The following is a 25,512-nucleotide window of genomic DNA, read 5'->3' as shown; positions in this document are numbered from 1 at the left end:
ATCAGCCCTCACCAATCGGACTTTTATGGGCAGTTGATCCCCCACCTAACTTCTTCGCTTTCGCTGAATTTTGAGGTGGGGGTCTTACTGCCCATTAAAGCGGGATAAATGAAGGAAGGTCTCAAGGCATATGCCTTGAGACCTTTTTGCCATATATATTTATTTGTGGAATCCGCCAAGGCTTTGCTCAGCCATTGCAACTAGACGTTTTGTAATTTCGCCACCAACAGAACCGTTAGCACGAGCTGTAGAATCTGCTCCTAATTGTACACCAAATTCTTGAGCGATTTCGTACTTCATTTGGTCGATTGCAGCTGTTGCTCCTGGTACTACTAATTGATTTGAAGAATTTTGGTTTGCCATAGGAATATATCCTCCTTAGAGTTATAAAAATTTTTTTGGTTGGACTAGCTGGAGTTGAACCAGATTATCGCCCCGTTTGGCGCTAATCCATCGGTAATTAAGTTTGTACTCATAGTATGGATGTTACCTAGAAAGATATACGAAATAATAATTTGTAAATTTTGTAAAAAATCTTAGTGATTTCGTAAATTATGAAATAAGAGTAATCGTTTTATTTTTTAGAAAGAAGGTAAAACTAAGAGCGATATGAAATATATTTTTCTTTTTGTATCCTGCTAATTTGAGGAGAATGTAAGTAAGAATGGGGCAAGCTGCTCCTATACGTAGCTAGATACAATTATATGGAGGAATCGTGATGGGAATTTGCCCGCTTTGCAACGCATTAGAATCACAAACATATTCTTGTCAAAATTGCCAAAGTATACTCCAAGATTATGGGAAGGCTGTAGATTACATAGACGATTATAGTGCGTATATGGACCAAGAATTATTAAGTGCAGTAGATGGATTGACACATAATAATTCAAATGAATATTGCAATCATATTTTTTATTGCGGAGTATGTAACGTGGAAACAGAGGTTGTAGTAAAACTTGTGTAAATAGAAAACTTCCACCTTATGAATGAGGTGGAAGTTTTTGTTTTTGTATTTGTGAGTGAATCATAGGGGACGGGATATGCTCGTTGTTTGAGGCAATCTCTGATTTTATTTGAGACATTTTTTCTTTTGTATCGCGCAAAGAATGTTCAGTTAAGTAGATGGCATATTCGTAAAATAATTGGCGCGTTAGTTCACTTTGTTCTTTTAACTTGGCATCTTGGAATACAGTTCGCCCTGGTTTAGAGTTTGCTTCAAAGAGCCATGGGTTTTCCTGTGTGTCTAAACCGATATCAAAACCGATTTCTCCGATATTTCCGGTTACTTGTTCATCGAGCGCGTAACTAATTTGTAAGGCGGTATGTTTTAACTTATTTTCAATTTGAACTTGTTTCGTTGAATCTGGAAAAAGTTCTTGCAGCAATTTTGTATCGCCACCGCTATTTACATGCGTTGTTAAGCTACCTTTGCCAGCAATTTTTGCCACGATTGCACTGACCATCCATTGGCCGAAATGATTTTTATTTGTATGAATGCGGAAATCAACAGGTTGCCCATCGAAGCGTAGCAAGGAGATACCTTGTTGTACGATAAACTTTTTTAAATCATGTCCTTTTAACACATGGTTCAGAAGTGTTTCTAATGATTGGTACTTTCTTAGTTTATTTTCTTCATTTTCGCGATAACGACAGTAGTAGCAATTCTCTGTTTGGGAATAAAATATTTGATGAATGTTTCTACCGAAGCTACCATGAATCGGTTTCATATAAATGGATTTATACGTTCCGAGAAATCGTTCCACTTGTTCGAAGTGCTGAAATGTTTCTGTGTTTGGTAATAATGGCATAATGGATTCATCTTTCATAAGAAGTTGATGCACTTCCCATTTATTAAAAAAACCTGGGTTAAACCATGGAATCGCATAGTCATGCTCTAGCTTTCTTTTTGCTCTTACGATCGGTTTATAATTTTCGGCTTTCCGATTTGGTAATCGATCGTAAATGACATTCGGTAAAGGGACTTTTTTCTTTATCCATTTTTCCTCTTGAAAGAAATACCCTTCAATTGTTTCGTCTTCCCAGTCTATATGTTGCACACCAAAAACGAATACAAATGGTCGTAAGGTGAATGGTGGCGTTAGTAACTCGCCAAGAGAAGTTGAACGGTTCCCTAAAGGATTAGAAGCGTCATCGTTAAAACCAGTTGTGAAAATCCCGATTAATGGTCCGAAAATAATCGTTTGGTTTTGTGTGAATGCATGGATAGTAGTGGAATGAGGCAGTAAAAGTTTCTCTGCAATTTGTTTTCCAATAATGATTTCGCGAGTAAAGGAATAATGAATTTTTACCTCTTCACTTGCAACATGGCGTAGGCCGAAGGAAAGGGATGTAATTGGTGGTGTGATGGAAAAAATATAAGGTAAAGTAATACTATTTGGATGTTCATCTGAAATATTTAACGTATATATGTGCTCTTTCAAAATAGACTTACCCCCTTTCTTTATGGTGTAAAGCGACTAAATTGTAATGGTCCGTGATATATTTTTTCGGCTAATGAACCACTATGGCGAATGTAATGTTCGTAAGGGGGAATTGTGTTGACATACATAAGCCAAATTGCCCCTTTTTGATCCATAATAGTGGAAAGCTCTAGCTCGAATAATGAAGAATAAGATGCATCTAGCGTTTGAAACACTTCATTTATAATGTCTTGTAAAGCGTCTTGTAACAATTGTACACCGGTACTAGATAGTACGTATTTAATTTTTGAAAATGCATGCAGCGAGGAATCATCTGTTGCCGAAAGTAAAAGTTGATTCGGAAATGAGCTTTTTTGTATAAACTGACCGATAACGTTCCACTTCTTTTCTTTATTTTTTTGTAAAATGGTTCGAATATGGAGTGGGTATGTTAATTGATTTGGAGGTTGCAGCATTGTATGGGTGATGTACCGTGCTGATCGTATATGAGATTTGTACCAAGATATAAATTCATCAGTCCGTTTAATTGGAGTAGAAGTATGGTAGGCATCATTTATCATATCAACATGAAACGTTTTATTTTTATAAACGACCCGGTACAAACTTTCATTGGAATGTGCGTTAGTAGGACGTATAATAATATCTTTTGTTTTTAATAACAGTTTGAAAACGTTGTGTATCGTTGCTATTTCAAATTTTGGTATATAAGGAGATAATTTTTTATTCGTGAGAAATACATCATGTAGTTTGCTTAAGTCAATGAGTGTGTTATTTAAAAAGGTAGTGGAAGGACGGTTGTGTAATGAGTGAATAATTGACTTTGCTTTTTCGACGTCTGTTTCCTCGTTAAAAGAAGAACGATCATATATATAAGAAGGAATAGGGAATATTTGCTCTTTCCATTTTCCTGTATCCGTATCATAAATCAGACCAGAAACAAGATCTGTTTTAGGATCAATACCAAATAGCGTAAACTGGGCAACGACATTATGATAAAGCCGAGCGCGTTTAGCGATTTCGGTGTAATACGTTTGCTCATAATGAGGGTGAGAAGTTAAAATACCGAGAACCAACGAAATCACTCCTTTACTAACAAAATGTTGGCATAATAGGCGAAGCTATATATTGCAAATACGTTTTTATACCATTATACTTTTGTCCGTATGATGATATGCTATAGTTTTGGAGAAGCGAAAGGTTGATTGTAATGAATATATGGTTAAGTATGTTAACGACGACAGGGCTCGGAGCAATTATTGGAGGATTTACAAATCATTTAGCGATAAAAATGTTATTTCGTCCTCATCGCCCTATGTATATTGGGAAGTTTCAAGTGCCATTTACACCAGGATTAATTCCGAAGCGCCGCGATGAGCTTGCTGTTCAATTAGGGAAAATGGTTGTAGAACATTTGTTAACGCCAGAAGGAATCGGCAAGAAGTTAACAAATGAAGAGTTTCAAAAAGGTTTAATTCACTGGGCACAAGTAGAAGTGGATAAAGTAATTACGAATGAACAGTCACTGCGACACATGTTAGAAAAATGGGACGTAGCGCATGTAGAAAAAGAAGCAACTGAGAAAATCGAACAGGTGATTACAGAAAAGATTCAGGCATTTTTAGAAGAGTACTATACATATACATGGGAACAAGCTTTACCTCATTCTGTTCATGAGAAAATAGAGAATGCGATTCCAAATGTTTCGGCATTTATTTTAGGGCGAGCAACTCAGTTTTTTGAGAGTGAAGAAGGTAAAGCACGTCTTTCAAAAATGATTGATGATTTCTTTGCTTCTAGGGGAACGCTACTTAACTTAGTCGGAATGTTTTTAGGGAATGTAAGTGTAGTGGATCGTGTGCAGCCTGAGGTTATTAAGTTTTTAGGGCAAGATGGCACAAAGCAGCTTTTAACGGATGTACTGCAAAAAGAGTGGGAGAAGTTAAAAGGAAGAGATGTAAAAGAATTAGAAACGTTTGTAGAAAAAGAAATGATTGTAAGCTCTATATTGTCAGCAGTTAAAGTTGAGGAAACTGTGAGTAAATTTTTAAACCAATCTGTGCAGAAAGTATGTGAGCCAGTTCGGGAAACAATTATTGAAAAGATAGTCCCAGGCGCAGTAACGAAAGGTTTGGAGTGGGGGGCAGAAAACGTAGAAAGTATACTACATAATCTCCACTTAGCGGAAATTGTCCAACAAGAAGTGTCTACATTTTCAACGGAGAGACTAGAAGATTTAGTTCTGTCCATTACAAAAAATGAACTAAAAATGATCACGTATTTAGGTGCCTTATTAGGCGGAGTGATTGGAATCGTGCAAGGGGTATTACTGTTGTTTCTGAAATAATAAAATACGTACATACAAATAAAAGTGAAATTTCTTCACATCTCTTGCATAGTTTGATATGGTAAGAAGAGGTGCGTATGTAAATGCACGTAAAAGGCAGTGCGTATGAAAAGCGCTAGCCTTCTAAAGGAGGAAAATAAAATGACAAAAAACATTCATGATGTAGCATATGAATTACAAAAAGCAATCGCTGAAAACGATGACTTCAAAACTTTAAAAGAGAGCTACGCAGCAGTTCAAGCTGATGCAGCTTCAAAGAACTTATTCGATGAGTTCCGTACAATGCAACTTAGCCTACAACAAAAAATGATGCAAGGTCAAGAAATCACTGAAGAAGACAACCAACAAGCACAAGAAGTTGTAGTTCGCATTCAACAAGATGCTAAAATTACAAAGTTAATGGAAACTGAGCAACGCTTAAACGTTGTAATCGGCGACGTTAACAAAATTATCATGAAGCCACTTGAAGAATTATATAGCGCGCAACAACAAGCGTAATGAGAGAAGACGCCCTAGTATAGAGGCGTCTTTTTTGTTTAGGGAATTTGATAGTTAGACCACAAAACCTCACTTTCAAAATAGCTATTTTGAAAGTGGTATGTAGTACATCCGTTAATTCTTTTTATTGCTGTTAATTGAAGTTTTAATGTTTTTTTCGTTTAAAAACTTTTCAATCTCTTTTTGTTTCCGTCCATTAGCTTTCTCAAGGTGCTTCGTAAAAGAAAAATCAGCTTTGAATAAGTTACCATCTTGGGCGAGTTTGTTTAATTCTTGATCTAGTTCTACGAAAATAGCTGTAGATGATGACATAAATTCATAGATTTCTTTTGAAGGTTTTTTATAATCAGTAGGTAAATTATTATTACTAATAAACTCATGGAAATTCATATCGTTTTGTTTCGCTAGATCGATTAGTTTTTGTAATTTTTTTCGATCGGAATCAGTGAAATTCTTATCAGGAGTTGTTGAGGCAAGTGGAATGATGTTTTCAGATAACTCCCAGCTATAATCTATATAATCTTTTATATTTTTTCTCATTTCATCTTCATTAATCGTTTCATTCTTTTTGGAGGAAGTGAATATAGTTTCCGGAATTTTAATCGTAACATCTTTAATAGATTGTACATCGTTTTCTTCCTTAGGTTCTGCACTGTTTGAACAAGCTGATAGAAATAACATTGTAAGTAGCATGAGTGAATATAAAGTATATTTCTTCATTTTAATCTCCTTTTACATTCATTAGTGTCTTTGTAAAATAGCTATATTCCATTTCAAATACTTTACTAAAAGTGCATATAGATGTTTTATCATTTGATAACATATGACGGATATGAGTAAACCGACGCAAAAAGCGATGAACACATTATAAACATCGGAGTAACTAATTTGATGAAACCCTTTAAAAAATCCTAACCCTATTAATAAAATAGGGGAAATGATTAATACTGGAGTGGCAATGATAAGTGCTAGAATAATCGGTAATAAAAAGAGTAGTACGAAAAAGGCGACAAAGATAAAGGCAAAGTTTAAAGCACTTAAGCTCATAACAGAAAATAGTGCAGTTATCATATTTTTGAAGCTGCGTTTCTTGTCAGCATTGCTTATTGCATAGGAAACATTCAGTTCTTTCGCGATCATTTTAGGGTTTCCTAGTTTTCTAGCAATTTCTTCTTCACATTTTCCGTCTTGTTTACCACTAATAAAATGAGTTTCATATTCTGAAATAATATCCTCCTTTTCTGAATTAGGTATATTCCGTAGGTAGGAACTAAGTTGGCTTAAAAACTCACTTTTGTTCATTGCGATCACTTCCCTTTATAAAATAATGAATTATAGCTGAGAATCCGCTCTTTGTTGAGAGGGGGATATACTAACTACGAATGTTATTCCAATTAATGGGTGTTCCAATATTTACAAATATATCATTTAGTAGTGTTCTTTGCAAGGTACTATTATTTTTAAAATACTGTGATGAGATGGAAGTTTTTTAGATTTTTTCGAGAAAATATAAAAATATTATTTTAGGATAAATAAAGGGTTGTAAGCGTATTCCTTAATGAGCGTCATAAAACTGTCAAATTCATATCGTTGGAAAAATAATGCATTTGTAATATAATGATAAATAATATTTCACCACATTAATTAATCAGGTGAAATTAAAATCTTTATTACACAAATTATGAAACAAAGGAATGATTAGTTTGAGTACAGGTGTAAAAGCAAACGACGTGAAGACAAAAACAAAAGGAGCAGATCTTGTTGTTGATTGTTTAATTAAACAAGGTGTTACACATGTTTTCGGTATTCCAGGAGCGAAGATTGACTCTGTATTTGATGTACTGCAAGAAAGAGGACCAGAGTTAATTGTTTGTCGTCATGAACAAAATGCAGCATTTATGGCAGCTGCGATTGGTAGATTAACAGGAAAACCGGGCGTATGTCTTGTAACTTCAGGACCAGGGACATCAAATTTAGCGACAGGTCTTGTTACTGCGAATGCGGAGAGTGATCCCGTTGTTGCTTTAGCTGGTGCAGTTCCGCGTACAGATCGATTAAAACGTACGCACCAATCTATGGATAATGCTGCACTATTCGAACCAATCACAAAATATAGCGTAGAAGTAGAGCATCCTGATAATGTGCCAGAAGCATTATCAAATGCATTTCGAAGTGCGACTTCCACAAATCCAGGCGCTACTTTAGTAAGTCTTCCGCAAGACGTTATGACTGCGGAAACGAATGTAGAGTCTATCGGTGCGCTTTCTAAGCCACAGCTTGGAATCGCTCCCACACATGATATTACATACGTAGTAGAAAAAATAAAAGGAGCGAAATTGCCGGTTATTTTACTCGGTATGAGAGCAAGCACAAATGAAGTGACGAAAGCTGTTCGTGAATTAATTGCGGATACAGAACTTCCTGTCGTTGAAACATATCAAGCAGCTGGTGCGATTTCACGTGAATTAGAAGATCATTTCTTCGGCCGCGTTGGATTATTCCGTAACCAACCAGGTGATATTTTACTAGAAGAAGCGGACCTTGTTATTTCTATCGGTTATGACCCAATTGAGTATGATCCGAAATTCTGGAATAAACTTGGGGACAGAACAATTATTCATCTTGATGACCATCAAGCAGATATCGACCACGATTACCAACCAGAGCGTGAATTAATTGGTGATATCGCTTTAACTGTAAATAGCATCGCGGAGAAATTACCGAAACTTGTATTAAGTACGAAATCAGAAGCAGTGTTAGAACGATTACGCGCGAAATTATCAGAACAAGCAGAAGTTCCAAATCGTGCTTCAGAAGGTGTTACACATCCGCTTCAAGTCATTCGTACACTTCGTTCTTTAATTAGTGATGATACAACTGTTACGTGTGACATCGGCTCCCATTACATTTGGATGGCAAGATGTTTCCGTTCTTATGAACCACGTAGATTATTATTTAGTAACGGTATGCAAACGTTAGGTGTTGCACTTCCTTGGGCAATTGCTGCTACTTTAGTAGAACCAGGTAAGAAAGTAGTTTCCGTATCAGGTGACGGTGGTTTCTTATTCTCAGCGATGGAATTAGAAACAGCGGTACGTTTAAATTCTCCAATTGTACATCTTGTATGGAGAGACGGTACGTATGATATGGTTGCGTTCCAACAAATGATGAAATACGGTAGAACATCAGCTACAGAGTTCGGTGATGTTGATATTGTAAAATATGCAGAAAGTTTCGGTGCGACAGGTCTTCGCGTTAACACGCCTGATGAATTAGAAGGGGTATTAAAAGAAGCATTAGCAGCAGACGGTCCTGTCATTATTGATATTCCAATCGACTACCGTGATAACATTAAATTAAGCGAAAAATTATTACCAAACCAATTAAACTAATGGAGGCAGATTTGAGATGACTGTTGCGCAATTAATTGATATTGATGCAAAAAAAACGAAAATGAGTAATGAAGTATATCAAACATCTACAATGCTTGCGCTATTAGATGGTATATATGATGGTGTGATTAGCTTTGAGGAATTGAAAGAACATGGTGATTTCGGTATCGGCACATTTGATCAATTAGATGGGGAAATGATTGCGTTTGATAACGAATTTTATCATTTACGTTCAGACGGTTCAGCAGAAAAAGTAGAGCCAGAAGAAACAACACCATTTGCGACTGTAACGTTTTTTGAAAAAGAAATGAGTTATACGATAGAGCGTCCGATGAATCGTGAAGAAGTGGAAGCATTATTACATGAATTAATGCCGAGTAAAAACTTATTTTACGGTATTCGAATGGATGGTACATTCCGTGAAGTAAGAACGAGAACTGTTCCAAGACAAGAAAAACCGTATACACCGCTCGTTGAAGTGACGAAATCACAGCCGATCTTTTCGTTTAAAGAGACAGAAGGTACGCTAGCTGGATTTTGGACACCAGATTATGCGCAAGGTATTGGTGTAGCTGGTTTCCACTTACATTATATTGATGATGAAAGAAGCGGAGGCGGGCACGTTTTTGATTATGTTGTTGAAAACTGTACGATCCAAATTTGTCAAAAAGCTCATATGCATTTAGCACTTCCAGAAACTGCTGACTTTATGGCAGCTGAATTATCTAGAGAAAACTTAGAGGATAATATTGCGACTGCGGAAGGTGCGGAGTAAAAAGGGAGAGACTGTTCCATTTTGGAACAGTCTTCTTTTATGAATATTTTTTGTTGAATCATTTATTTCTTTGAAACAAACGGATGCCCCTCATAATAAAAACGCCACGGATAATGTACAGCTTCTTCTGCATAGTCAATGTTAATTCGAGGTCCGGCTGTTATTTTGTATTGTGATGATATGTGTTCTTCGTCTGGGACGAGTTCAATATGTAATGTGTCACTTTGTAATGATACGCCTCGTTCTTCTAAAGTAATGCCGAGTGCACGGCATAGTTTGCCAGGTCCGTTCGTTAAATTTTTATACTGCGCTTTTGTAAGGTCTGTTTTGTTATAGCGTGCTAGTTTTATTTCTTCTATTCCATCTACCGGCTCAAGGGCTCGAATGAGAACACCTTGCGGGGTGCCCACTGGTGCTGTAATGACGTTGAAACAATGGTACATACCGTAAATTAAATATACGTAAGCATGTCCTGGTGCGCCAAACATGACTTCCGTGCGATCAGTCCGTCTGCCGCCGTAACTATGTGCGGCCTTATCACCCGGCCCTTTGTATGCTTCTACTTCAACAATGATTCCACTTCGTTTTATTCCATCTACAATATGAACAAGTTTCTGTCCGAGTAATTTTTTTGCGACTTCTAACGTATCGCCTTCATAAAAGGAAGGAGGTGCCTGCATTGTACTATCTCCTTTACTGAGTGTATATGTATATAGTAAACCAAATTTTCAGTAGAAATTCTAACTCGTTCTATTTGCTACATTTATTTCATAAATTATGGATAGAGTACAACAGCGAAGAGGGGGAGTGCGACATGATTTATCGCTTACTAGCACTTAACATAGATGGGACACTACTATACAACAACGGAAAAATTGCAAAAGGATTACGAGAAACAATTGAATTTGTAAAAAGAAAAGATGTATACGTTACATTATTTACGAGTCGTAATTTTCAATCCGCTCATAAAGTAGCAAAGGCGTTAAAATTAGATTCTATATTAGTGACACATGGTGGTGCTTTCGTTTCAGCAACGTTAGATAAGCCGTACGTTCAAAGAAGATTATCGGAAGAGAAGACGTTTAACATTGTGCAAGTGTTAGAGCACTTTGATTGTAACGTCCGTATTTCTCATGAACGGTTTTCAATCGGAAATCGTGAAAGAAATACACCCAACTTAATTGCGCGTACTGTATTATCAAGCGCAGATCCACTATTTTATCCAGTTCAATTTGTAGATTCGTTAGGTGATGCGCTTCGTGATCATCCAGTCGCGGCGCCAAAAATTGATGTTCTTTTCCAAACGAAAGGTGAAAAAGAAAGAGGACTGAATACATTAAGAAAAGCGTTTCAAGATATAGAGTATATTGAATGTGATTCAAAACGAATAGAAATTTTGCCACAAAATGTATCAAAATTACGTGGATTACAATTGCTTGGAGAGCATTTAAATATTTCGCTAAACGAAATGGTTGCCATTGGAGATAGCATGGAAGATTTAGAGGTTATTGAAAATGTGGGTCTCGGGGTAGCGATGGGGAACGCACCTGTAGAGGTAAAACAAGCGGCCGACTGGATTACACGTTCAAATAGTGAGAACGGCGTAGAGTATATGATTAAAGAACATTTCCGCAAGCAATTCCCGCTTCCGTTTTTGAAGAATCATAAAAATACACCGAAACGATAAAGGAAAAACGTAGCTTTTGGCTACGTTTTTTTGTTTAAGCTTCAATAACTTTAAGCATTCGATTTAAAAATGCGGCTGCTTCAGCGCGTGTTGCTGTGCCTTTTGGTACGAATTCATTTCGTTCGTTACCTTTTACAATTCCGTATGCGTAAACATTTTGTAATGCTTTTTTATCGTATGCTAAGTGTTGGTCAGTGAATGGTAATTTCACTTCTTTTCTATAAATCCAGTTATATTCTAATGCACGGTCAATCATAATAACAGCTTCATCACGTGTTATTGTAGCATTGGGATCAAATTTATTATTCCCACGACCATTAATGATACCTGCGCTAGCGGCGCGGTTAATTCCATCTATTAAAGATGGGTGTGCTTCGTTTAAGTCTGTAAATGTAGCGTTTCCAGCAGGTAATTTTAAAGCTCTCGACATTAAATTTGCAAACTCAGCTCGTGTCACGAGGCGGTTTGGCCAGTAAGAACCATTGCCGTCACCGAACATGATTTTTCTAGCAGCTAATTGACGAATGTCTTGCTCATACCAACCACCTGTAATGTCGTCTTTTTCATGAGGGACTTCTGGCGGCGGCATAACATCTTTACGATGTTCGTTATAGTAAGCGTTCGTGCCCTTTAAGAAAGCATCCCATTGTCCGCGCTGAATCATAAATGCAGGGCAGTTTTTTCCGCTCCAAAATTGATGCTTTTGAACGTGATCTAGAGATATGTTTAATTCATTCATTAAGAAAGCAGCTAACTTGCGCGCATTTTCTACCGCTTTCGTATAATTTCCATCACTATTCACAGCAATTTCAATTCCGATAGATTCATAGTTTCCAGTTTTATTTCCGGCATGCCATCCAACTTCATTTAGTGGAAGATGTTGATAAATTTCTTTGTCATCTACTGTAAAATGCCAAGATGCTGAACGATCCGTATTTCCGCGAGCTTGATTATCTAAGTACTTCGCATGATTTAAAGCGTTCGCACCTTTACTTGTATTAGCAGTTTCATGAATTGTAATGTATTTCGGTTCCATTGCGTAGCCAGGACGAATGTTTTCATTTCCTTTTGGAACAATCATTTCTTTAAATGTAACACCATAAACGTTATTTGTAGGCAAATTAGATGGTGTTTTGAAGAAAGTTGCGCTTCTCTTTTCGATAGTACTTGTTTTTTCAAATAATGATGCTTTTGTACCTTCAAATGTAGCTGAAGGAGCATAAATCCATTTCTCAGTTCCGTTCATTTGAATGTTAAACCAATTCCCAGCTTGTTCAGTAGGAGCTACTGTTTGTGGCTGTAATTTCGTTTCTTCTTTAAACGATTGGAAAGGGAAGGAATATACTGATGTTTCTTCTGATACAATTAGTTTTTGATTCGAAAGTTTATGAATCTCTTGTACTTCTAAACTATTACTTTCCTTATTAACCCAGCCAGCACCAAATGTAGTTTGTATATAATATGCATTCCCTTTTTTCTTCGTTGCTTTTACTACTGGTTCAGCAATTTCAATATTTGTTTTCGTTTTTAAGTCGTTTGAATCGTATAGTGGAAGTTTTGTTGATAAGTGGAGAAGATATTCACCCGAGATTTCAAGGTCGTTTTCTTCGTCATGTCTATGCTGTTTTGCATGTTCTTCAATGCTTTTTAAAGCTTGCTCATCCGTAGACAATTCCGCAGTTTTCTCTATGCTTTCCGCGAATGAATGGATAGGTGCTACAAATGTTTGTAATGCTAAAGATAGTGCTAAAATATTGTAAAACTTTTTTTTCATAGTTGTTTTAACACGTGATAGTCTTTATGTCGTGTTAAGAGTCCTCCTTTATATGTATTTAAATTAGTAGCAAGTACTAATACGTTCTAGATTGTAACAAGAGTATATTCTAATGTCTATACAACTAGAGAAAGTTCGTTAAAAATCAATATTCAGTTTGTTTTAAATAGGATATGAAAATAAGGTAAAACCTTCTGTATTGACCTGCAAACGCCCTTCAAGTAAACTAAAGAGAGTTTGCAAATGAAAAGGTGATAATGTTGTTAATTTCAATTAAAACGTTACAAGATGATCGTTTTTTACGTCCGCTACAAAATATTGGCGGCTTATTTTTTGAAGAGAGTACGATTGGATTTGAACAAGAGGAAGCAAATCTTATCGTTGATATACACATTGAAGAGAATGTGAAAGCATCAGCTCGTTTAACAGATGTTGCGACTGGAAATGTGTATGAAGAAACATTCGCAAAAGATTTATCTGCTTTTACAGATGAAAAAGAGCGTATGAAGCAAGTGAAGCACGTTGTTTCTTATGTATATCTTTCTGTTCTTCAGCAGTTAACTGGTATTGAACAAAGCTGGGGTATTTTAACTGGAGTTCGTCCAACGAAACTTCTTCATAAAATGCTTCAAAATGGTATGTCAAAAGAAGAAGCACACCAAGAACTTCGTGAAAGTTATTTAATTCATGAAGAGAAAATTGAACTTCTTCAACGTATCGTTGATTGCCAATTAGCGGTAGTTCCGGATTTATATCGTTTGAAAGAGGAAGTAAGTATTTATATCGGTATTCCATTCTGCCCAACAAAATGTGCATATTGTACATTCCCGGCGTATGCAATTAACGGACGCCAAGGCTCTGTTGATTCATTCTTAGGTGGGTTACATTATGAAGTTCGTGAAATTGGTAAGTTTTTAAAAGAAAAAGGTGTAACAGTTACGACGATTTATTACGGCGGCGGTACACCGACAAGTATTACAGCAGAAGAGATGGATATGCTGTATGAAGAAATGTATGAAGCGTTCCCAGATGTGAAAAATGTTCGTGAAGTAACAGTTGAGGCAGGTCGCCCAGATACAATTACGCCAGCGAAGCTAGAAGTGTTAAATAAATGGAATATTGACCGTATTAGTATTAATCCGCAGTCATACCATCAAGAAACATTAAAAGCAATTGGACGTCATCATACTGTAGAAGAAACAATTGAGAAGTATCATTTAGCTCGTGAAATGGGAATGAATAATATTAATATGGATTTAATTATTGGTCTTCCTGGTGAAGGGTTAGATATCTTCAAGCACACGTTAGATGAGACAGAAAAGTTAATGCCAGAATCGTTAACAGTTCATACGTTATCATTCAAACGTGCTTCTGAAATGACGCAAAACAAACGGAAATATAAAGTAGCAGGTCGCGAAGAAATTACAGCGATGATGCACGAAGCAGAAGAGTGGACGCAAAAGCATAATTACGTACCATATTACCTATATCGTCAAAAGAATATTTTAGGTAATTTAGAGAACGTTGGTTATGCAATGCCGACGCAAGAAAGTATTTACAACATTGTCATTATGGAAGAAGTACAATCAATTATCGGACTTGGTTGTGGTGCATCAAGTAAATTTGTTCATCCGAAAACGGGAGCAATTACGCACTTTGCGAATCCGAAAGATCCAAAATCATATAACGATGGCTTCGTAAAATATACAGAAGATAAACTGAAAATTTTAGAAGAGCTATTTGCATAAAAAGAAAGAGGTTATTCCGAGTCGGAACAACCTCTTTTTTATATTGTCAGTTTTTGTCGGTAAGTCGATATATTCGAAAAATCGCTGATATAATTCAAGTTGCGCTGATATATTTTGAAAATCGCTGATATAATTCAAGTTGCGCCGATATATCCGGAAAATCGCCGATATAATTTCACTTACCGCCAAAAGCGGAACTGTTTGTAAAACTATGTTGATAATAATCAGAAAAATTAGTCAAATCATTAAAGGACAATGTCTACTTATGGACGAAATGATAGATTTATGAAAGAGAAAAGGGGGAAATTGTTGGCATGTACATGACGATAGGGAGAATTTTCGATTTATCTGTTGGTAAGTATCCGAATAAAGAGGCATTAGTGGAACCAGAAAAAAATATTCGCTGGACGTATAAACAGTGGGATGAGCAAATAAATAAAACGGCGCATGCTCTATTAGAAGAAGGGGTAAGAAAGGGCGATACGGTATCTGTTTACTTATATAATTGCCGTGAATTTGTAAACGTTTACTTAGCTTGTGCGAAAATAGGGGCAATCTTTAACCCGATTAATTTCCGCTTAAAGGCAAAAGAAGTATCGTATATTCTCCAAGACGCAGCCTCGAAAGTAGTAGTCTTTGAAAAAGCAGTTGAATCAACTGTTGCTATCATTGAACGAGATTTTCCGAATTCGTCTTTTTGGTATGTAGAAGACGATACACCTTCTTATGCTAGCTCCTACCATGAAAAAGTAAATGAAGCATCTTCCGAAAAAGTAGATATTGAAATTGGTGAAATGGATTATTGTTCTATGCTGTATACAAGTGGTACGACAGGTCATCCGAAAGGTGTATTACATCGTCATCGCGAAATGGCTGAGCATAGTATGATTTGTACGTATTTCCTAAAATATAATCGAGATAGTATTGGGCTTGTTGTAGCACCGTTATATCATTGCGGTGAGTTGAATGCTGGAATTATACCGCGCATTCAAGTTGGTGGAAAGAATGTTATTTTACATCATTTTGACACAGAAACAGTATTACATACAATTCAAGAAGAGAAGATTACGACGTTTTTTGCAGCGCCGACGATGTGGAATATGTTGTTGCAAAAAGATTTAACACAGTACGATTTAACTTCCATGAAGATTGGTATATACGGCGGGGCTGCAATGGCACCAGCATTAGTGAAGGAATGTAAAGAACGTCTTTATATTGATCTTGTACAAATTTATGGAATGACAGAAATGGGACCTGTTGTTGCGTTTCTCGTAGAAGAGGATCAAATTACGAAAGCAGGTTCAGCAGGAACACCGTGCTTTAGTCATGAAATCCGCATTGTGAAACCGAATGAAGATGCACCAGCAGAGCCAAATGATGTATTACCTCCTTATGAAGTAGGAGAGATTATTTTGCGCGGTCCAACTATGATGGCTGGTTATCATAACCGAGAAGAGGCAAATGCAAAATCGATGTATAAAGGATGGTATCACTCTGGTGATTTAGGTTACTTCGATAAAGATGGCTATTTATTCGTCGCAGATCGTGTGGATGATATGGTAATTAGCGGAGGCGTTAATATTTATCCACGTGAAATTGAAGATTTCCTTCATAGTCATCCTGGTATATTAGATGTTGCGGTGCTTGGTGAGCCGGATGAATTATGGGGAGAACGTGTTGTGGCAGTTGTTGTGAAAAAAGATGAAACAATTACAGAGGCTGATTTAGAAACGTATTGTAAAGAAAGTGATGAATTAGCGGATTATAAACGTCCACGTCATTATTTATTTTTGGATGAACTTCCTCGTAATGCAAGTGGGAAATTACAAAAATTTGTCCTGAGAGAGTCGTTGAAAGGCGCCAAAAAGTAAGTGGTAGAGCGGTTGTCTATACAGATAAAGCTACCTTTTCTAATACGAAAAGGTAGCTTTATTTTTAAAAAACGATTAAAAAAATGGTATTTATCTTCTAGTCAAATTCTCTTTTATTATTATTCGAAAATACTTTTTGTGGCATTGCACTTTGATTAAAAATGCCGTATATTGCGCTTTAAATAAGGTTTTAGTAAATTACTTAGGTGAGTTTTATAGATGTTGAAATAATAATTTTAGTAAGAGTGGAATGAAGTTATGAAGGAGAATTATCGGTAAAAGATAAAGAAATTCAGTCATCAGATGACCTGATGGACAAAGTGGTCATTTAGTATATTTTGGTAGCATGAATATAGTAACAAATTAATATGTAAATGAACAGTCTTGTAATGTATTTTTATTGGGACTAGTATTTATTGTTGGCTGCCCGAAAAAAGTAAAAATGATGCAATATAAGTTAATGAATTGTGCTGTTTATTACTTTATGTGTAGAACTAACGATGGTTTGATGCTGCAAATAATCTTTAGTCCGTATCCCCTTAGTTTAAGGGGTATTTTGGGTGGAATGGATCTCACGGCAAAAAAGAGTAACAATTAATATTGGAGGTTTTATGAGTACATATTTAAAAAGAATATCTGTGATTTGTTTTATTTTTACGGTTTTTATTGGACAAATTTTTATGCCTATTATAGGGCATGCTCAAGAATTAAATACGACAGGATTTGTGGATAGTTTTTCATTTGAAAAGACGAAATTAAATTATGGAGAAAAGAATACGATACATGTAAACTTTAGTGAAAAGCCTGGAAAGAAGATGAAATCTGGGGATACATTAACGTTAGCACTGCCACCAGAATTAAAAGGTTATAGTGGCACAATTCCATTAAAGGATGATTCAGGGCGTATTTTTGGTACGTGCCAGATTAATGCAAATAATGTAGTTTGTACATTTAATGATACGGTAGAAAAGCTTGAAAATATTAGAGGGAACTTTAATTTCACTGTTCAAGGTACGAATGTTGAAGCCGGAAAGACGAAAGATGTACAAACGAATTTAGGGACAGATTTAGAAAAACAAATGGTAAGTATTACGCATCCAAAAGGAGAAGGTACAGAACCGGGAATCTTTTTCTATAAGTCTGGTGATATTCAGCCAGACAAAAGTAATGAAGTGCGTTGGTTTTTAAATATAAATTTAAAGAAACAATATTTACATGACAACATCGTTTTAAAAGATACGTTACAAGAAGGACAAACGCTAAATAAAGATAGTTTTACTATTACTATCAACAATAAAGAGTATGTATCTCTTAAACAATTTCAAGACCGAGGTTATGGATACATTAAGCTTACTAGTGATAACTCATTCGAAGTTGTAATTTATAGACATATGGCGAATGCTACGTCGTTTACCATTTTCTATACATCAACGATTACTGATAGCGGGAAAAAGTTGAAACATCTACAGAATGACTACAAGCTTGATTATCAAATTTTATATGAGAAACCTAGTACTGAATCTAATAGTGTAAAGGTTGAAAATATATCATTTGGCGGTGGGGCTGAAGGGGTTTTACCTGCGAAAGGAACGCTGCAAATTGTAAAACATATTGAAGGAGACGAGAATAAGTTTATTCCAGGTGTTTCTTTTAAATTGTTTACAGAGTCAGGTCAGCAAATTGGTGATTCCTATACAACAAATCAAGACGGAATAGTTGAAGCGCCAAACCTTACTCCAGGTAATTATTACGTACAAGAAATATCTGCTCCGAACTATGTAGAGTTTGATTCACAAGCGAAAATTCCTTTCACAATTAAGACGGATGCTACAAATGGAATAAAACTTATGGTTCCAAATAAGTTAAAAACTACATCTGTTGCAGGAACGAAAACGTGGGAAGGCGATAAAGTAAACGATCGCCCGAAAACGATTAAAGTAGATTTACTGCAAAATGGTAAAGTCATTGCAACGAAAGAAGTTACGGCAGAAAATGATTGGAAATATGAGTTTGGAAAGTTACCAGCAGTTGATAGTGAAGGAAAAGCTCATACGTATGAAGTGAAAGAACAACCAGTATCAGGATATCAATCGAAAGTTAACGGATATAATATTACAAATATAAAAATCCACGAAGTAACAGAAGTGGAAGAACAAGGTAAAGAAGAATCGATAGAAGAACTGGAAGCTCCAACTAACCCAGAAACACCGAAAGTAACAGAAGAGCCGAAAGAGCTAGAGAAACCGGAAGTTACGGAGAAACCGGAAATTCATGTAAAACCAGAAGAAGAACAAGTTGAAGAAGAAACAACAGAAGAAATTAAAGAAGAAAAACCGGAAGAGCCAAAGGTAACAGAAGAGCCGAAAGAGCTAGAGAAGCCAGAAGTTACGGAGAAGCCGGAAATACATGTAAAACCAGAAGAAGAACAAGGTGAAGAAGAAACAATAGAAGAAATAAAAGAAGAAAAGCCGGAAGAACCGAAAGTAACAGAAGAGCCGAAAGAACTAGAGAAGCCAGAAGTTACGGAGAAGCCGGAAATACATGTGAAACCAGAAGAACCAAATAAGTCAGAAGTAAAAGAGCAGCCAAAAGTTTCAAACAAACCAGAGATTCAAGGTAAAGTAGAAGCAGAAAACAAACAAGATGTACAAAATAAAAATGAAGTACCATCTAGTAAAGAAAGTAATAAGCAATTAAAATTACTTCCTCAAACAGGTGGAGCGGCAGTAGAATCTACTTCTATTCTTGCAGGTATGTTCGCATTAATTTTGGGAGCGATGATGTTTAGACGCCAAAAAAATTAATGGATGTGAGAGCATTAATTTCTTATGTTTTTAGTTTGGGAACAGATGTATAAAAAAAGCGGAGACGATAAGTCTCCGCTTTTTATATTATTTACGTGAAAATCCTTCTTCATCAAGGTATTCCGCAGCTTCTGGATAAGAGTTGAATGTACCGTCTAAATTTACACCAGCGTACACGTTCCACATATCGTCCTCTGAGATAAGAGTAAGGATATGACCGTCTTCGTTCTGCCATTCTTCTTCTTTCGCAGGTTCTGCAGGAATTACTACTTCTTCTTGTGAAAGTAATTCAATTGATTGCTCAATTACTGAACGTAACTCATCTGCTGAAAATTCGCGGATGTTAACCATACCTTTATCATCCGTTTTGTAACCTTTAATACCACTTGCATATACAAATCCGTTTCCGTTTGGATGTAAGTGATAAACAACGTTCTTTTTATCTAAACGACTTTCTTCAAAGTGAAAGTTCACGCGTTTTAATGATACGTTTTTTCTTTCTAATTCAGGGAAAGATTCAATGATCGATAATTTTTCTTCAAAAGTTAGCATAGTGCCTCCAAATATATAATAAAAGATTTAATTTATCCATTATATCATAGTTATAATAGTTTCCAAAGATGCGGTAGGGGCTTGTAATTGAATGCGTTTACGTCACGATACTGTAAAAAGTGGACTAACGAATGTATCTATTTAGGTGTACAATGGAAAATGGACTTTATACAAAGGTGGTTATTATATGTTTCAAAAAATAGCAAAGGAATGTTTAGCAGGTTTTACTGTTGCGATTGTTGCGTTGCCACTTGCCATTGCATTTGGTATTGCTGCAACGGGAACGTCTGAGGGAGCACTAGTCGGATTGTATGGTGCAATTTTTGCAGGCTTATTTGCGGCGTTATTTGGTGGTACACCTGGGCAGGTTACAGGCCCAACTGGACCGATTACGGTTATCGCAACAGGGGTTATTGCGACGCACGGATTAGAGGCGAGTTTTATAGCATTTATGATGGCGGGACTGTTTCAAATTTTATTCGGTGTATGTAAGCTTGGATCTTACGTGCGGTACATTCCGTATCCTGTCGTTTCAGGATTTATGAACGGAATCGCATTAATTATTATTTTAGGTGAAATGAAACATGTGCAAAATAGTTTTCTACTCGTCGTATTAACGATTATTGTCATGATTGTTTCTGGAAAGTGGATTAAGGCAATCCCATCTAGTTTAGTCGCATTAGTAGGTGTGACAGCTATGCTTCCTTTATTTTCTTCTGCGTTAGAAGGGCTTACAGTGAGGTTACCGGTTATCGGAATTTTGTCATTAAATAAGGTGATTGAAAAGATTGGGACGATTCCAGAAGCGATGCCAACGCTTCATATTCCATCTTTAAGTGGAACAGGCGTAGCAGAACTTGTTTTACCAGCGCTTAGTATTGCTTTATTAGGATCGATTGACTCGTTGTTAACATCGGTCGTAATGGATAACGTGACGGGGACACGTCATAAAAGTAATAAAGAACTGGTCGGACAAGGTATCGGTAATGTGATGAGCGGATTGTTTGGCGGATTAGCAGGGGCAGGTGCGACGGTACGATCTATCGTTAATATAAGAAGTGGTGGTAAAACGGCGCTTTCAGCAAGTATGCATAGTGTTATATTATTTATTTTCATTATGGGACTTGGATCAGTCGTACAATACATTCCACTTGCTGTATTATCAGGTATTTTAATTTTAACTGGTATTGGCATGTTTGATTGGGAGAGCATGAAGAAAATGCATGTAGCGCCAAAAGGTGATGTCGTTGTTATGCTCGTAACGATGATTGTCACAGTGAAGTTTGATTTAATGATCGCGGTTGCGTTCGGTATTATTCTTTCATTCATTATATACATGGTGAAATGTAAAGAACGTAAAGTTTTTATTGTAAAAGAAAAGGAAGCAACATATAAAATTAAGGGACCACTTTCGTTTTTAACAGTGGATCGTGTTTTTTATGCTTTACAAGACGTAAAATCTCCGGTTGTTTTACGTATGAAAGATGCACGCTATATGGATGTATCAGGAGCTATGGCGTTATTGAATTTCATTGAGCAGTCGGATAAGTCAGGATTGAGTGTAACGCTAGAGCAAGTACCTGCTCATATTAAAAAGATGTTAGTAGTGATGGCGAGTAATGAGCAGAAAGATAAATTACTATTTGTAAAAAAGGAAACTATATGAAGAAACACCCTTATATAAGGGTGTTTTTGTTGTTTATAACATCTGTATATCAAGATGTTATACGCCTGTTGACATTTATTCCTCTTAGCAGTATAGTAACATTCTAGATTAGGTATGTGATATTATAGTAATGTATATGAATTTTGAGATTCCTTTTTTGTCAGAAGGAAGAGCTTTAAGCTGGAGGGAATAATTGATGTACAAACAGTTACCACACGGAGTGAAGATTGGGATTACACGCTCAATTGTTGTTTCTTTTGAGAAGTATATGAAAGAAATTGAATGGAACGAAGAAAAGTTTGATATGCAACAATTTGTTGAACAGTGGAAACAGTATTTATACACAAAATCAACTTGGATCAATAAAGTAGATGACGAGTTGAAAGGACATCCAGATTTCCATCAAGCGTTAGCAATGAAAGTAAATGAAAAAATTAACGAGCTTATTAATGAAAAACCGAGCGAAGAACAAGTGGAGCAATTAAAAAGAAATAAAGTAAAGCATGCAGATGAAATGTGCAAATTAGAAGCTGAATATCATATTGAACGTTTATTCGTAACGAAATAAATTTTACATAAAGAAAAAGCCTGTCCAAAGAGGTGTGATGACCATCTTTTTGAGCAGGCTTTTTGTATGAAAAAAAGTAAGAGAGGCGAGCCTCTCTGTGATTAGTCTTGTGGTACAAGTGCCTTCCAAGAAGATAGGTCTATATCTTCTTTTAATATAGATGAAGCAGGGAAGACAAATGACCACGGTTTTGTAGTGTTCGCTTTAATTTCAAGGTTCGGTAATGTGAAAGCGCCTTTAACAACAACTGCACCTGTGGCATCTTCAATATGAAGAGGAAGTTGCTCTAGTTGAATGTTGTCTTTACAACCGTTACGAATAAGAAGCGTTGTATGTAAATCGCCGTTTTCTTTTCGTGCAGCTTGCAAACCTAGGAAGTTCATTTCACCATCATTTGGAGGTGTTAAATTGTCCACGAAATTACGTAAAGCTTCTTTGCTTGCTTCAGGTAACTGAGCTTCCCAAGATGGATCTAAATCTAATACATGCTTACTTTCAAGTTCGAACGCTAATTCCCAATCCGTTTGCGATAATGCAGCATCTGTAATTGTTTCTTGCTCAAATGTAAAAATAAACGGCATATTTACATTTGCAGGAATATCTCCTAATGCAGAAAGGTTGAATGTTTTTCGCGCGCATAATTTTTTCTCTTTATTTAGAAGAATTAATGTAACTTCTTCTAAAGAAATTGGTTTCGGAACAGTGCTGCGAATAAATACAGCTACGTCATAACCGTTATCACGCTTTTCAATCTCAATTCCAGATAAAGAAATTTGATATTCTTCTAAACGCGGTAGTTCTTTATGTAAAAATTGATAAATGTATTTTTGTTCTTGTCCTACTGCACCCCAGCTAGGGTGGAAGTAAAGCGTTGGTTTTACAGTTTTATTTTCAGTATTTGTGCTTTCTTGTCCGAATAGTTGATTACTAGAGACAGTCGTATCTTTTCCGTTTTTCTTAGCTTTTTTTAGGAATGATAACATAATCTTTCACCTCGTTATTGTACGTTTTCAGGAACACCTAAATGTCTTGCAACATAGCGGCACATTTCTTTTTCGAAATTACCATATGTGTATAAAAAGATATCTAAAGCTTCTTTTTGATAAAGACGAGTAGGGTCTTCTTGTTGATATTGTCTTAGTCCGATGCCTTCTTTTAAGTGGGTCATTGCATCTAAGTGATTGACCCAGTTCTGATCTAGGAAATGAAGGGCAACATATCGTAGCGACTGTTGTAAATCAGTATGGCTATCTAGCTCATTTACGCGCTCTTTATAAAGAGATAATGTTTCTTTCAAAACGGATTGTAAATCTTCCGGTGAATGTACATTATTTGCTGATAATGATGGCATATTTTCTACTGATAAAATTTCGTTTAGACTTGCTGTTAAACTAGCAAAATCCCATTCTTCTGGAAGCATACCTTCTACAAGATATTGCTTAGAAATGGCTTCTACAGCATGATCAATCATTGGAATAATAATTTCAATCATATTTGTATCTTCTTGTAATAAGTTATTACGTAATTTATAAATAACGTTACGTTGGTCATTTATTACATCGTCTAACTTTAAATTGTACTCACGCATTGAGAAATGGCTACCTTCACAAATTAATTGTGTACGGTTTACAAAATCATGGACTTTAGAAGTTAGAATAAGTCCTGTTTCATCTGTTTTCAGTGATTTCATTAATTTCTCGACTTCTTCTTGTGCGAAACGTTTTAGCATTTCATCTTCTAAAGAAAGGAAGAATTGAGAGCTACCTGGGTCACCTTGGCGACCAGCACGACCTTTTAGCTGATTGTCAACGCGTCGCGATTCATGGCGTTCTGTCCCGATTACATGTAATCCACCAAGTTCGTGAACACCCTCACCTAGTAAAATATCAGTACCTCGTCCGGCCATATTCGTCGCAATTGTAATTTGACCTTTTTGTCCAGCAGTTGCGATTAAATCAGCTTCTTGTTCTGCGCTTTTTGCATTTAATAATTGATATGTAATATTTGCTTCATCTAAGTAACGAGCAACGGTTTCTGATTGTAAAATAGACATTGTCCCAATTAAAATCGGGCGTCCTTGTTTATTGTGTTTTAGAACATCTTCACGTACAGCTTTATATTTAGCATCGGCTGTTGCGTATACGACGTCCTTTTTGTCTTCACGAATGATCGGACGATTTGTCGGAATCGGCATAACTTCCATGTTATATACACGGTTAAATTCTTTTTCTTCCGTTTTTGCTGTACCTGTCATACCAGATAGTGCTGGATACATACGGAAGAAGTTTTGAATTGTAATGGATGCTTGTGTTTGATTTTCTTCAGTGATTTCTAAGCCTTCTTTTGCTTCAAGAGCTTGGTGTAAACCGTCACTTAAAGAGCGACCATCCATAACACGACCCGTGAAAATATCTACAAGTAGAATTTTTTCATCGTGTACAATATAGTCAACATCACATTGGAAAGCGACATGAGCTCGTAATGCTTGAATCATATAATGATATAAAGTTTGATGTTCTAAATCATATAGGTTATCGATATCAAATAAATCTTCTATTTTTGTAATACCGTCTTCTGTAAAACTAGCAGATTTCGATTCTGCATCGTATGTGTAATGAAGAGTATCCTGAAATGATTTAATAACTTTTGCACATAAATAGTGTAAATCAGAGCTGCTTGATTTCTTACCAGCGATAATAAGAGGTGTCTTTGCTTCGTCAATTAAAACGCTATCAATCTCATCGATAATAGCAAAATGATAAGGACGTTGTACCTGTTCATTTTTTGAAGAGGCCATATTATCACGTAGATAGTCAAAGCCAAATTCTGTTCCAATACCGTATGTAATATCAGCTTCGTAAGCAAGTTTCTTTTCGGCAGGATCGATTTGAGGAATATTTAATCCAACCTTTAAACCTAGAAATTCATGAACTTGGCCAATTAATTCTTTATCTCGTTTTGCTAAATAGTCGTTTACAGTAATAACGTGAACGCCTTTTCCTTCAAGAGCACGTACGTATGTTGGAAGAGAAGAAACTAATGTTTTTCCTTCACCAGTTGGCATCTCTGCAATATTACCTTCTAATAGTACAAGGCCACCAATTAACTGCACATCGTAGTGACGTAATCCAAGTACACGTTTTGCTGCTTCACGTACAACAGCGAACGCTTCAACTTTTATATCATCCACTGTTTTTCCGTCACGAAGCATGTTTTTAAATGTGATCGTTTTATGACGCAATTCTTCATCAGATAAATCAGATAGTTTTTCTTCCAGATTATTAATTTCTTGAACAAGTTGTTCATACTTTTTTAGTTTTCTCTTCTGAGAATCTCCTAACAGCTTTTTTACCGAATTCAGCATGTTGTAAACACTCCTCTTACTGACAATA

The 25,512-nt window shown here is 36.1% G+C and carries 21 protein-coding genes; 11 read left to right on the top strand and 10 right to left on the bottom strand.

The genetic code is table 11. From position 1 onward, the window contains the following. Positions 1 to 159: 159 nt before the first annotated feature. Positions 160 to 363, bottom strand: coding sequence for a small acid-soluble spore protein, SasP family (sasP, locus tag ACTFSI_RS19565; protein WP_000013338.1), 204 nt, complete (start codon positions 361 to 363; stop codon positions 160 to 162). Positions 364 to 718: 355 nt separating this feature from the next. Here sasP and ACTFSI_RS19560 point away from each other — a divergent pair, with 355 nt between their 5' ends. Continuing rightward, positions 719 to 964 carry a hypothetical protein gene (locus tag ACTFSI_RS19560; RefSeq protein ID WP_000510468.1) on the top strand — a complete coding sequence of 82 codons (246 nt, stop codon included), beginning with the start codon at positions 719 to 721 and terminating at the stop codon, positions 962 to 964. Between the two features lie 16 nt (positions 965 to 980). On the opposite strand, the gene ACTFSI_RS19555 is transcribed toward ACTFSI_RS19560, so the two are convergent. Then, entirely contained in the window at positions 981 to 2,441 is a 1,461-nt protein-coding gene (locus ACTFSI_RS19555) for a YheC/YheD family endospore coat-associated protein (protein ID WP_000658079.1), read from the bottom strand. 20 nt (positions 2,442 to 2,461) lie between these two features. Beyond that, positions 2,462 to 3,514: a YheC/YheD family protein gene (locus ACTFSI_RS19550; RefSeq protein ID WP_138322430.1), complete on the bottom strand. Its 1,053-nt coding sequence runs from the start codon at positions 3,512 to 3,514 to the stop codon at positions 2,462 to 2,464. A 134-nt stretch (positions 3,515 to 3,648) separates the two neighbouring features. Between ACTFSI_RS19550 and ACTFSI_RS19545 the strand changes: the two genes are divergently transcribed. Then, complete coding sequence (locus tag ACTFSI_RS19545; RefSeq protein ID WP_138322429.1) at positions 3,649 to 4,785, top strand: DUF445 domain-containing protein; 1,137 nt, start codon at positions 3,649 to 3,651, stop codon at positions 4,783 to 4,785. A gap of 141 nt (positions 4,786 to 4,926) precedes the next feature. Further along, positions 4,927 to 5,283 (top strand): YlbF/YmcA family competence regulator, encoded by a 357-nt coding sequence (locus ACTFSI_RS19540; RefSeq protein ID WP_000164606.1) that lies wholly within the window; start codon positions 4,927 to 4,929, stop codon positions 5,281 to 5,283. Between the two features lie 114 nt (positions 5,284 to 5,397). On the opposite strand, the gene ACTFSI_RS19535 is transcribed toward ACTFSI_RS19540, so the two are convergent. Both ACTFSI_RS19535 and ACTFSI_RS19530 read right to left on the bottom strand, forming a co-directional pair. Next, positions 5,398 to 6,003, bottom strand: a complete 606-nt coding sequence (locus ACTFSI_RS19535) for an NDxxF motif lipoprotein (RefSeq protein WP_138322428.1) — start codon at positions 6,001 to 6,003, stop codon at positions 5,398 to 5,400. A gap of 21 nt (positions 6,004 to 6,024) precedes the next feature. Continuing rightward, positions 6,025 to 6,585, bottom strand: a complete 561-nt coding sequence (locus ACTFSI_RS19530; RefSeq protein WP_044791289.1) for a DUF1700 domain-containing protein — start codon at positions 6,583 to 6,585, stop codon at positions 6,025 to 6,027. A 401-nt stretch (positions 6,586 to 6,986) separates the two neighbouring features. Between ACTFSI_RS19530 and alsS the strand changes: the two genes are divergently transcribed. Beyond that, positions 6,987 to 8,675 (top strand): acetolactate synthase AlsS, encoded by a 1,689-nt coding sequence (gene alsS / locus ACTFSI_RS19525; protein ID WP_138322427.1) that lies wholly within the window; start codon positions 6,987 to 6,989, stop codon positions 8,673 to 8,675. Between the two features lie 16 nt (positions 8,676 to 8,691). Next, positions 8,692 to 9,450, top strand: a complete 759-nt coding sequence (alsD, locus tag ACTFSI_RS19520) for an alpha-acetolactate decarboxylase (RefSeq protein ID WP_138322426.1) — start codon at positions 8,692 to 8,694, stop codon at positions 9,448 to 9,450. 62 nt (positions 9,451 to 9,512) lie between these two features. Here the strand turns inward: alsD and ACTFSI_RS19515 are convergent, their stop codons facing one another. After that, positions 9,513 to 10,130 (bottom strand): DNA-3-methyladenine glycosylase, encoded by a 618-nt coding sequence (locus ACTFSI_RS19515; RefSeq protein ID WP_138322425.1) that lies wholly within the window; start codon positions 10,128 to 10,130, stop codon positions 9,513 to 9,515. Positions 10,131 to 10,264: 134 nt separating this feature from the next. Between ACTFSI_RS19515 and ACTFSI_RS19510 the strand changes: the two genes are divergently transcribed. After that, a complete protein-coding gene (locus ACTFSI_RS19510; RefSeq protein WP_000640425.1) occupies positions 10,265 to 11,137 on the top strand; it encodes a Cof-type HAD-IIB family hydrolase in 873 nt (290 codons plus the stop codon). A gap of 34 nt (positions 11,138 to 11,171) precedes the next feature. Here the strand turns inward: ACTFSI_RS19510 and ACTFSI_RS19505 are convergent, their stop codons facing one another. Beyond that, a complete protein-coding gene (locus tag ACTFSI_RS19505) occupies positions 11,172 to 12,911 on the bottom strand; it encodes an S-layer homology domain-containing protein (protein ID WP_000726505.1) in 1,740 nt (579 codons plus the stop codon). A 257-nt stretch (positions 12,912 to 13,168) separates the two neighbouring features. Here ACTFSI_RS19505 and ACTFSI_RS19500 point away from each other — a divergent pair, with 257 nt between their 5' ends. The 3 genes from ACTFSI_RS19500 to ACTFSI_RS19490 all read left to right on the top strand — a co-directional run bounded on the left by ACTFSI_RS19500 (position 13,169) and on the right by ACTFSI_RS19490 (position 19,334). After that, entirely contained in the window at positions 13,169 to 14,659 is a 1,491-nt protein-coding gene (locus ACTFSI_RS19500; protein ID WP_014481578.1) for a coproporphyrinogen III oxidase, read from the top strand. Between the two features lie 314 nt (positions 14,660 to 14,973). Beyond that, on the top strand, positions 14,974 to 16,530 hold the full coding sequence (locus ACTFSI_RS19495; protein WP_440045577.1) for a fatty acid--CoA ligase: 1,557 nt from the start codon (positions 14,974 to 14,976) through the stop codon (positions 16,528 to 16,530). Positions 16,531 to 17,141: 611 nt separating this feature from the next. Next, positions 17,142 to 19,334 carry a Cna B-type domain-containing protein gene (locus ACTFSI_RS19490; protein ID WP_440045576.1) on the top strand — a complete coding sequence of 731 codons (2,193 nt, stop codon included), beginning with the start codon at positions 17,142 to 17,144 and terminating at the stop codon, positions 19,332 to 19,334. Between the two features lie 87 nt (positions 19,335 to 19,421). Here ACTFSI_RS19490 and ACTFSI_RS19485 read toward each other — a convergent pair whose 3' ends face one another. Further along, positions 19,422 to 19,886, bottom strand: coding sequence for a hypothetical protein (locus tag ACTFSI_RS19485; protein ID WP_000955016.1), 465 nt, complete (start codon positions 19,884 to 19,886; stop codon positions 19,422 to 19,424). 187 nt (positions 19,887 to 20,073) lie between these two features. On the opposite strand from ACTFSI_RS19485, the gene ACTFSI_RS19480 reads away from it, so the two are divergent. Continuing rightward, the gene (locus ACTFSI_RS19480; RefSeq protein WP_440045575.1) at positions 20,074 to 21,552 is read left to right on the top strand and encodes a SulP family inorganic anion transporter; all 1,479 of its coding nucleotides are present in this window, start codon (positions 20,074 to 20,076) and stop codon (positions 21,550 to 21,552) included. A 196-nt stretch (positions 21,553 to 21,748) separates the two neighbouring features. Beyond that, complete coding sequence (locus ACTFSI_RS19475; RefSeq protein ID WP_000278023.1) at positions 21,749 to 22,120, top strand: hypothetical protein; 372 nt, start codon at positions 21,749 to 21,751, stop codon at positions 22,118 to 22,120. Positions 22,121 to 22,221: 101 nt separating this feature from the next. On the opposite strand, the gene ACTFSI_RS19470 is transcribed toward ACTFSI_RS19475, so the two are convergent. Together ACTFSI_RS19470 and secA2 are read right to left on the bottom strand one after the other, a co-directional pair. Next, positions 22,222 to 23,103: an accessory Sec system S-layer assembly protein gene (locus tag ACTFSI_RS19470; RefSeq protein ID WP_440045574.1), complete on the bottom strand. Its 882-nt coding sequence runs from the start codon at positions 23,101 to 23,103 to the stop codon at positions 22,222 to 22,224. Positions 23,104 to 23,117: 14 nt separating this feature from the next. Next, positions 23,118 to 25,484, bottom strand: coding sequence for an accessory Sec system translocase SecA2 (secA2, locus tag ACTFSI_RS19465; RefSeq protein ID WP_113741918.1), 2,367 nt, complete (start codon positions 25,482 to 25,484; stop codon positions 23,118 to 23,120). Between the last annotated feature and the right edge of the window lie 28 nt (positions 25,485 to 25,512).

The organism is Bacillus cereus group sp. MYBK101-2, assembly GCF_051918845.1.
In the GTDB taxonomy this organism is placed as follows: Bacteria; Bacillota; Bacilli; order Bacillales; family Bacillaceae_G; genus Bacillus_A; species Bacillus_A paranthracis.
Note: the sequence above shows the minus strand (reverse complement) of the source record. Positions and strands in the feature narration are given on the sequence as shown.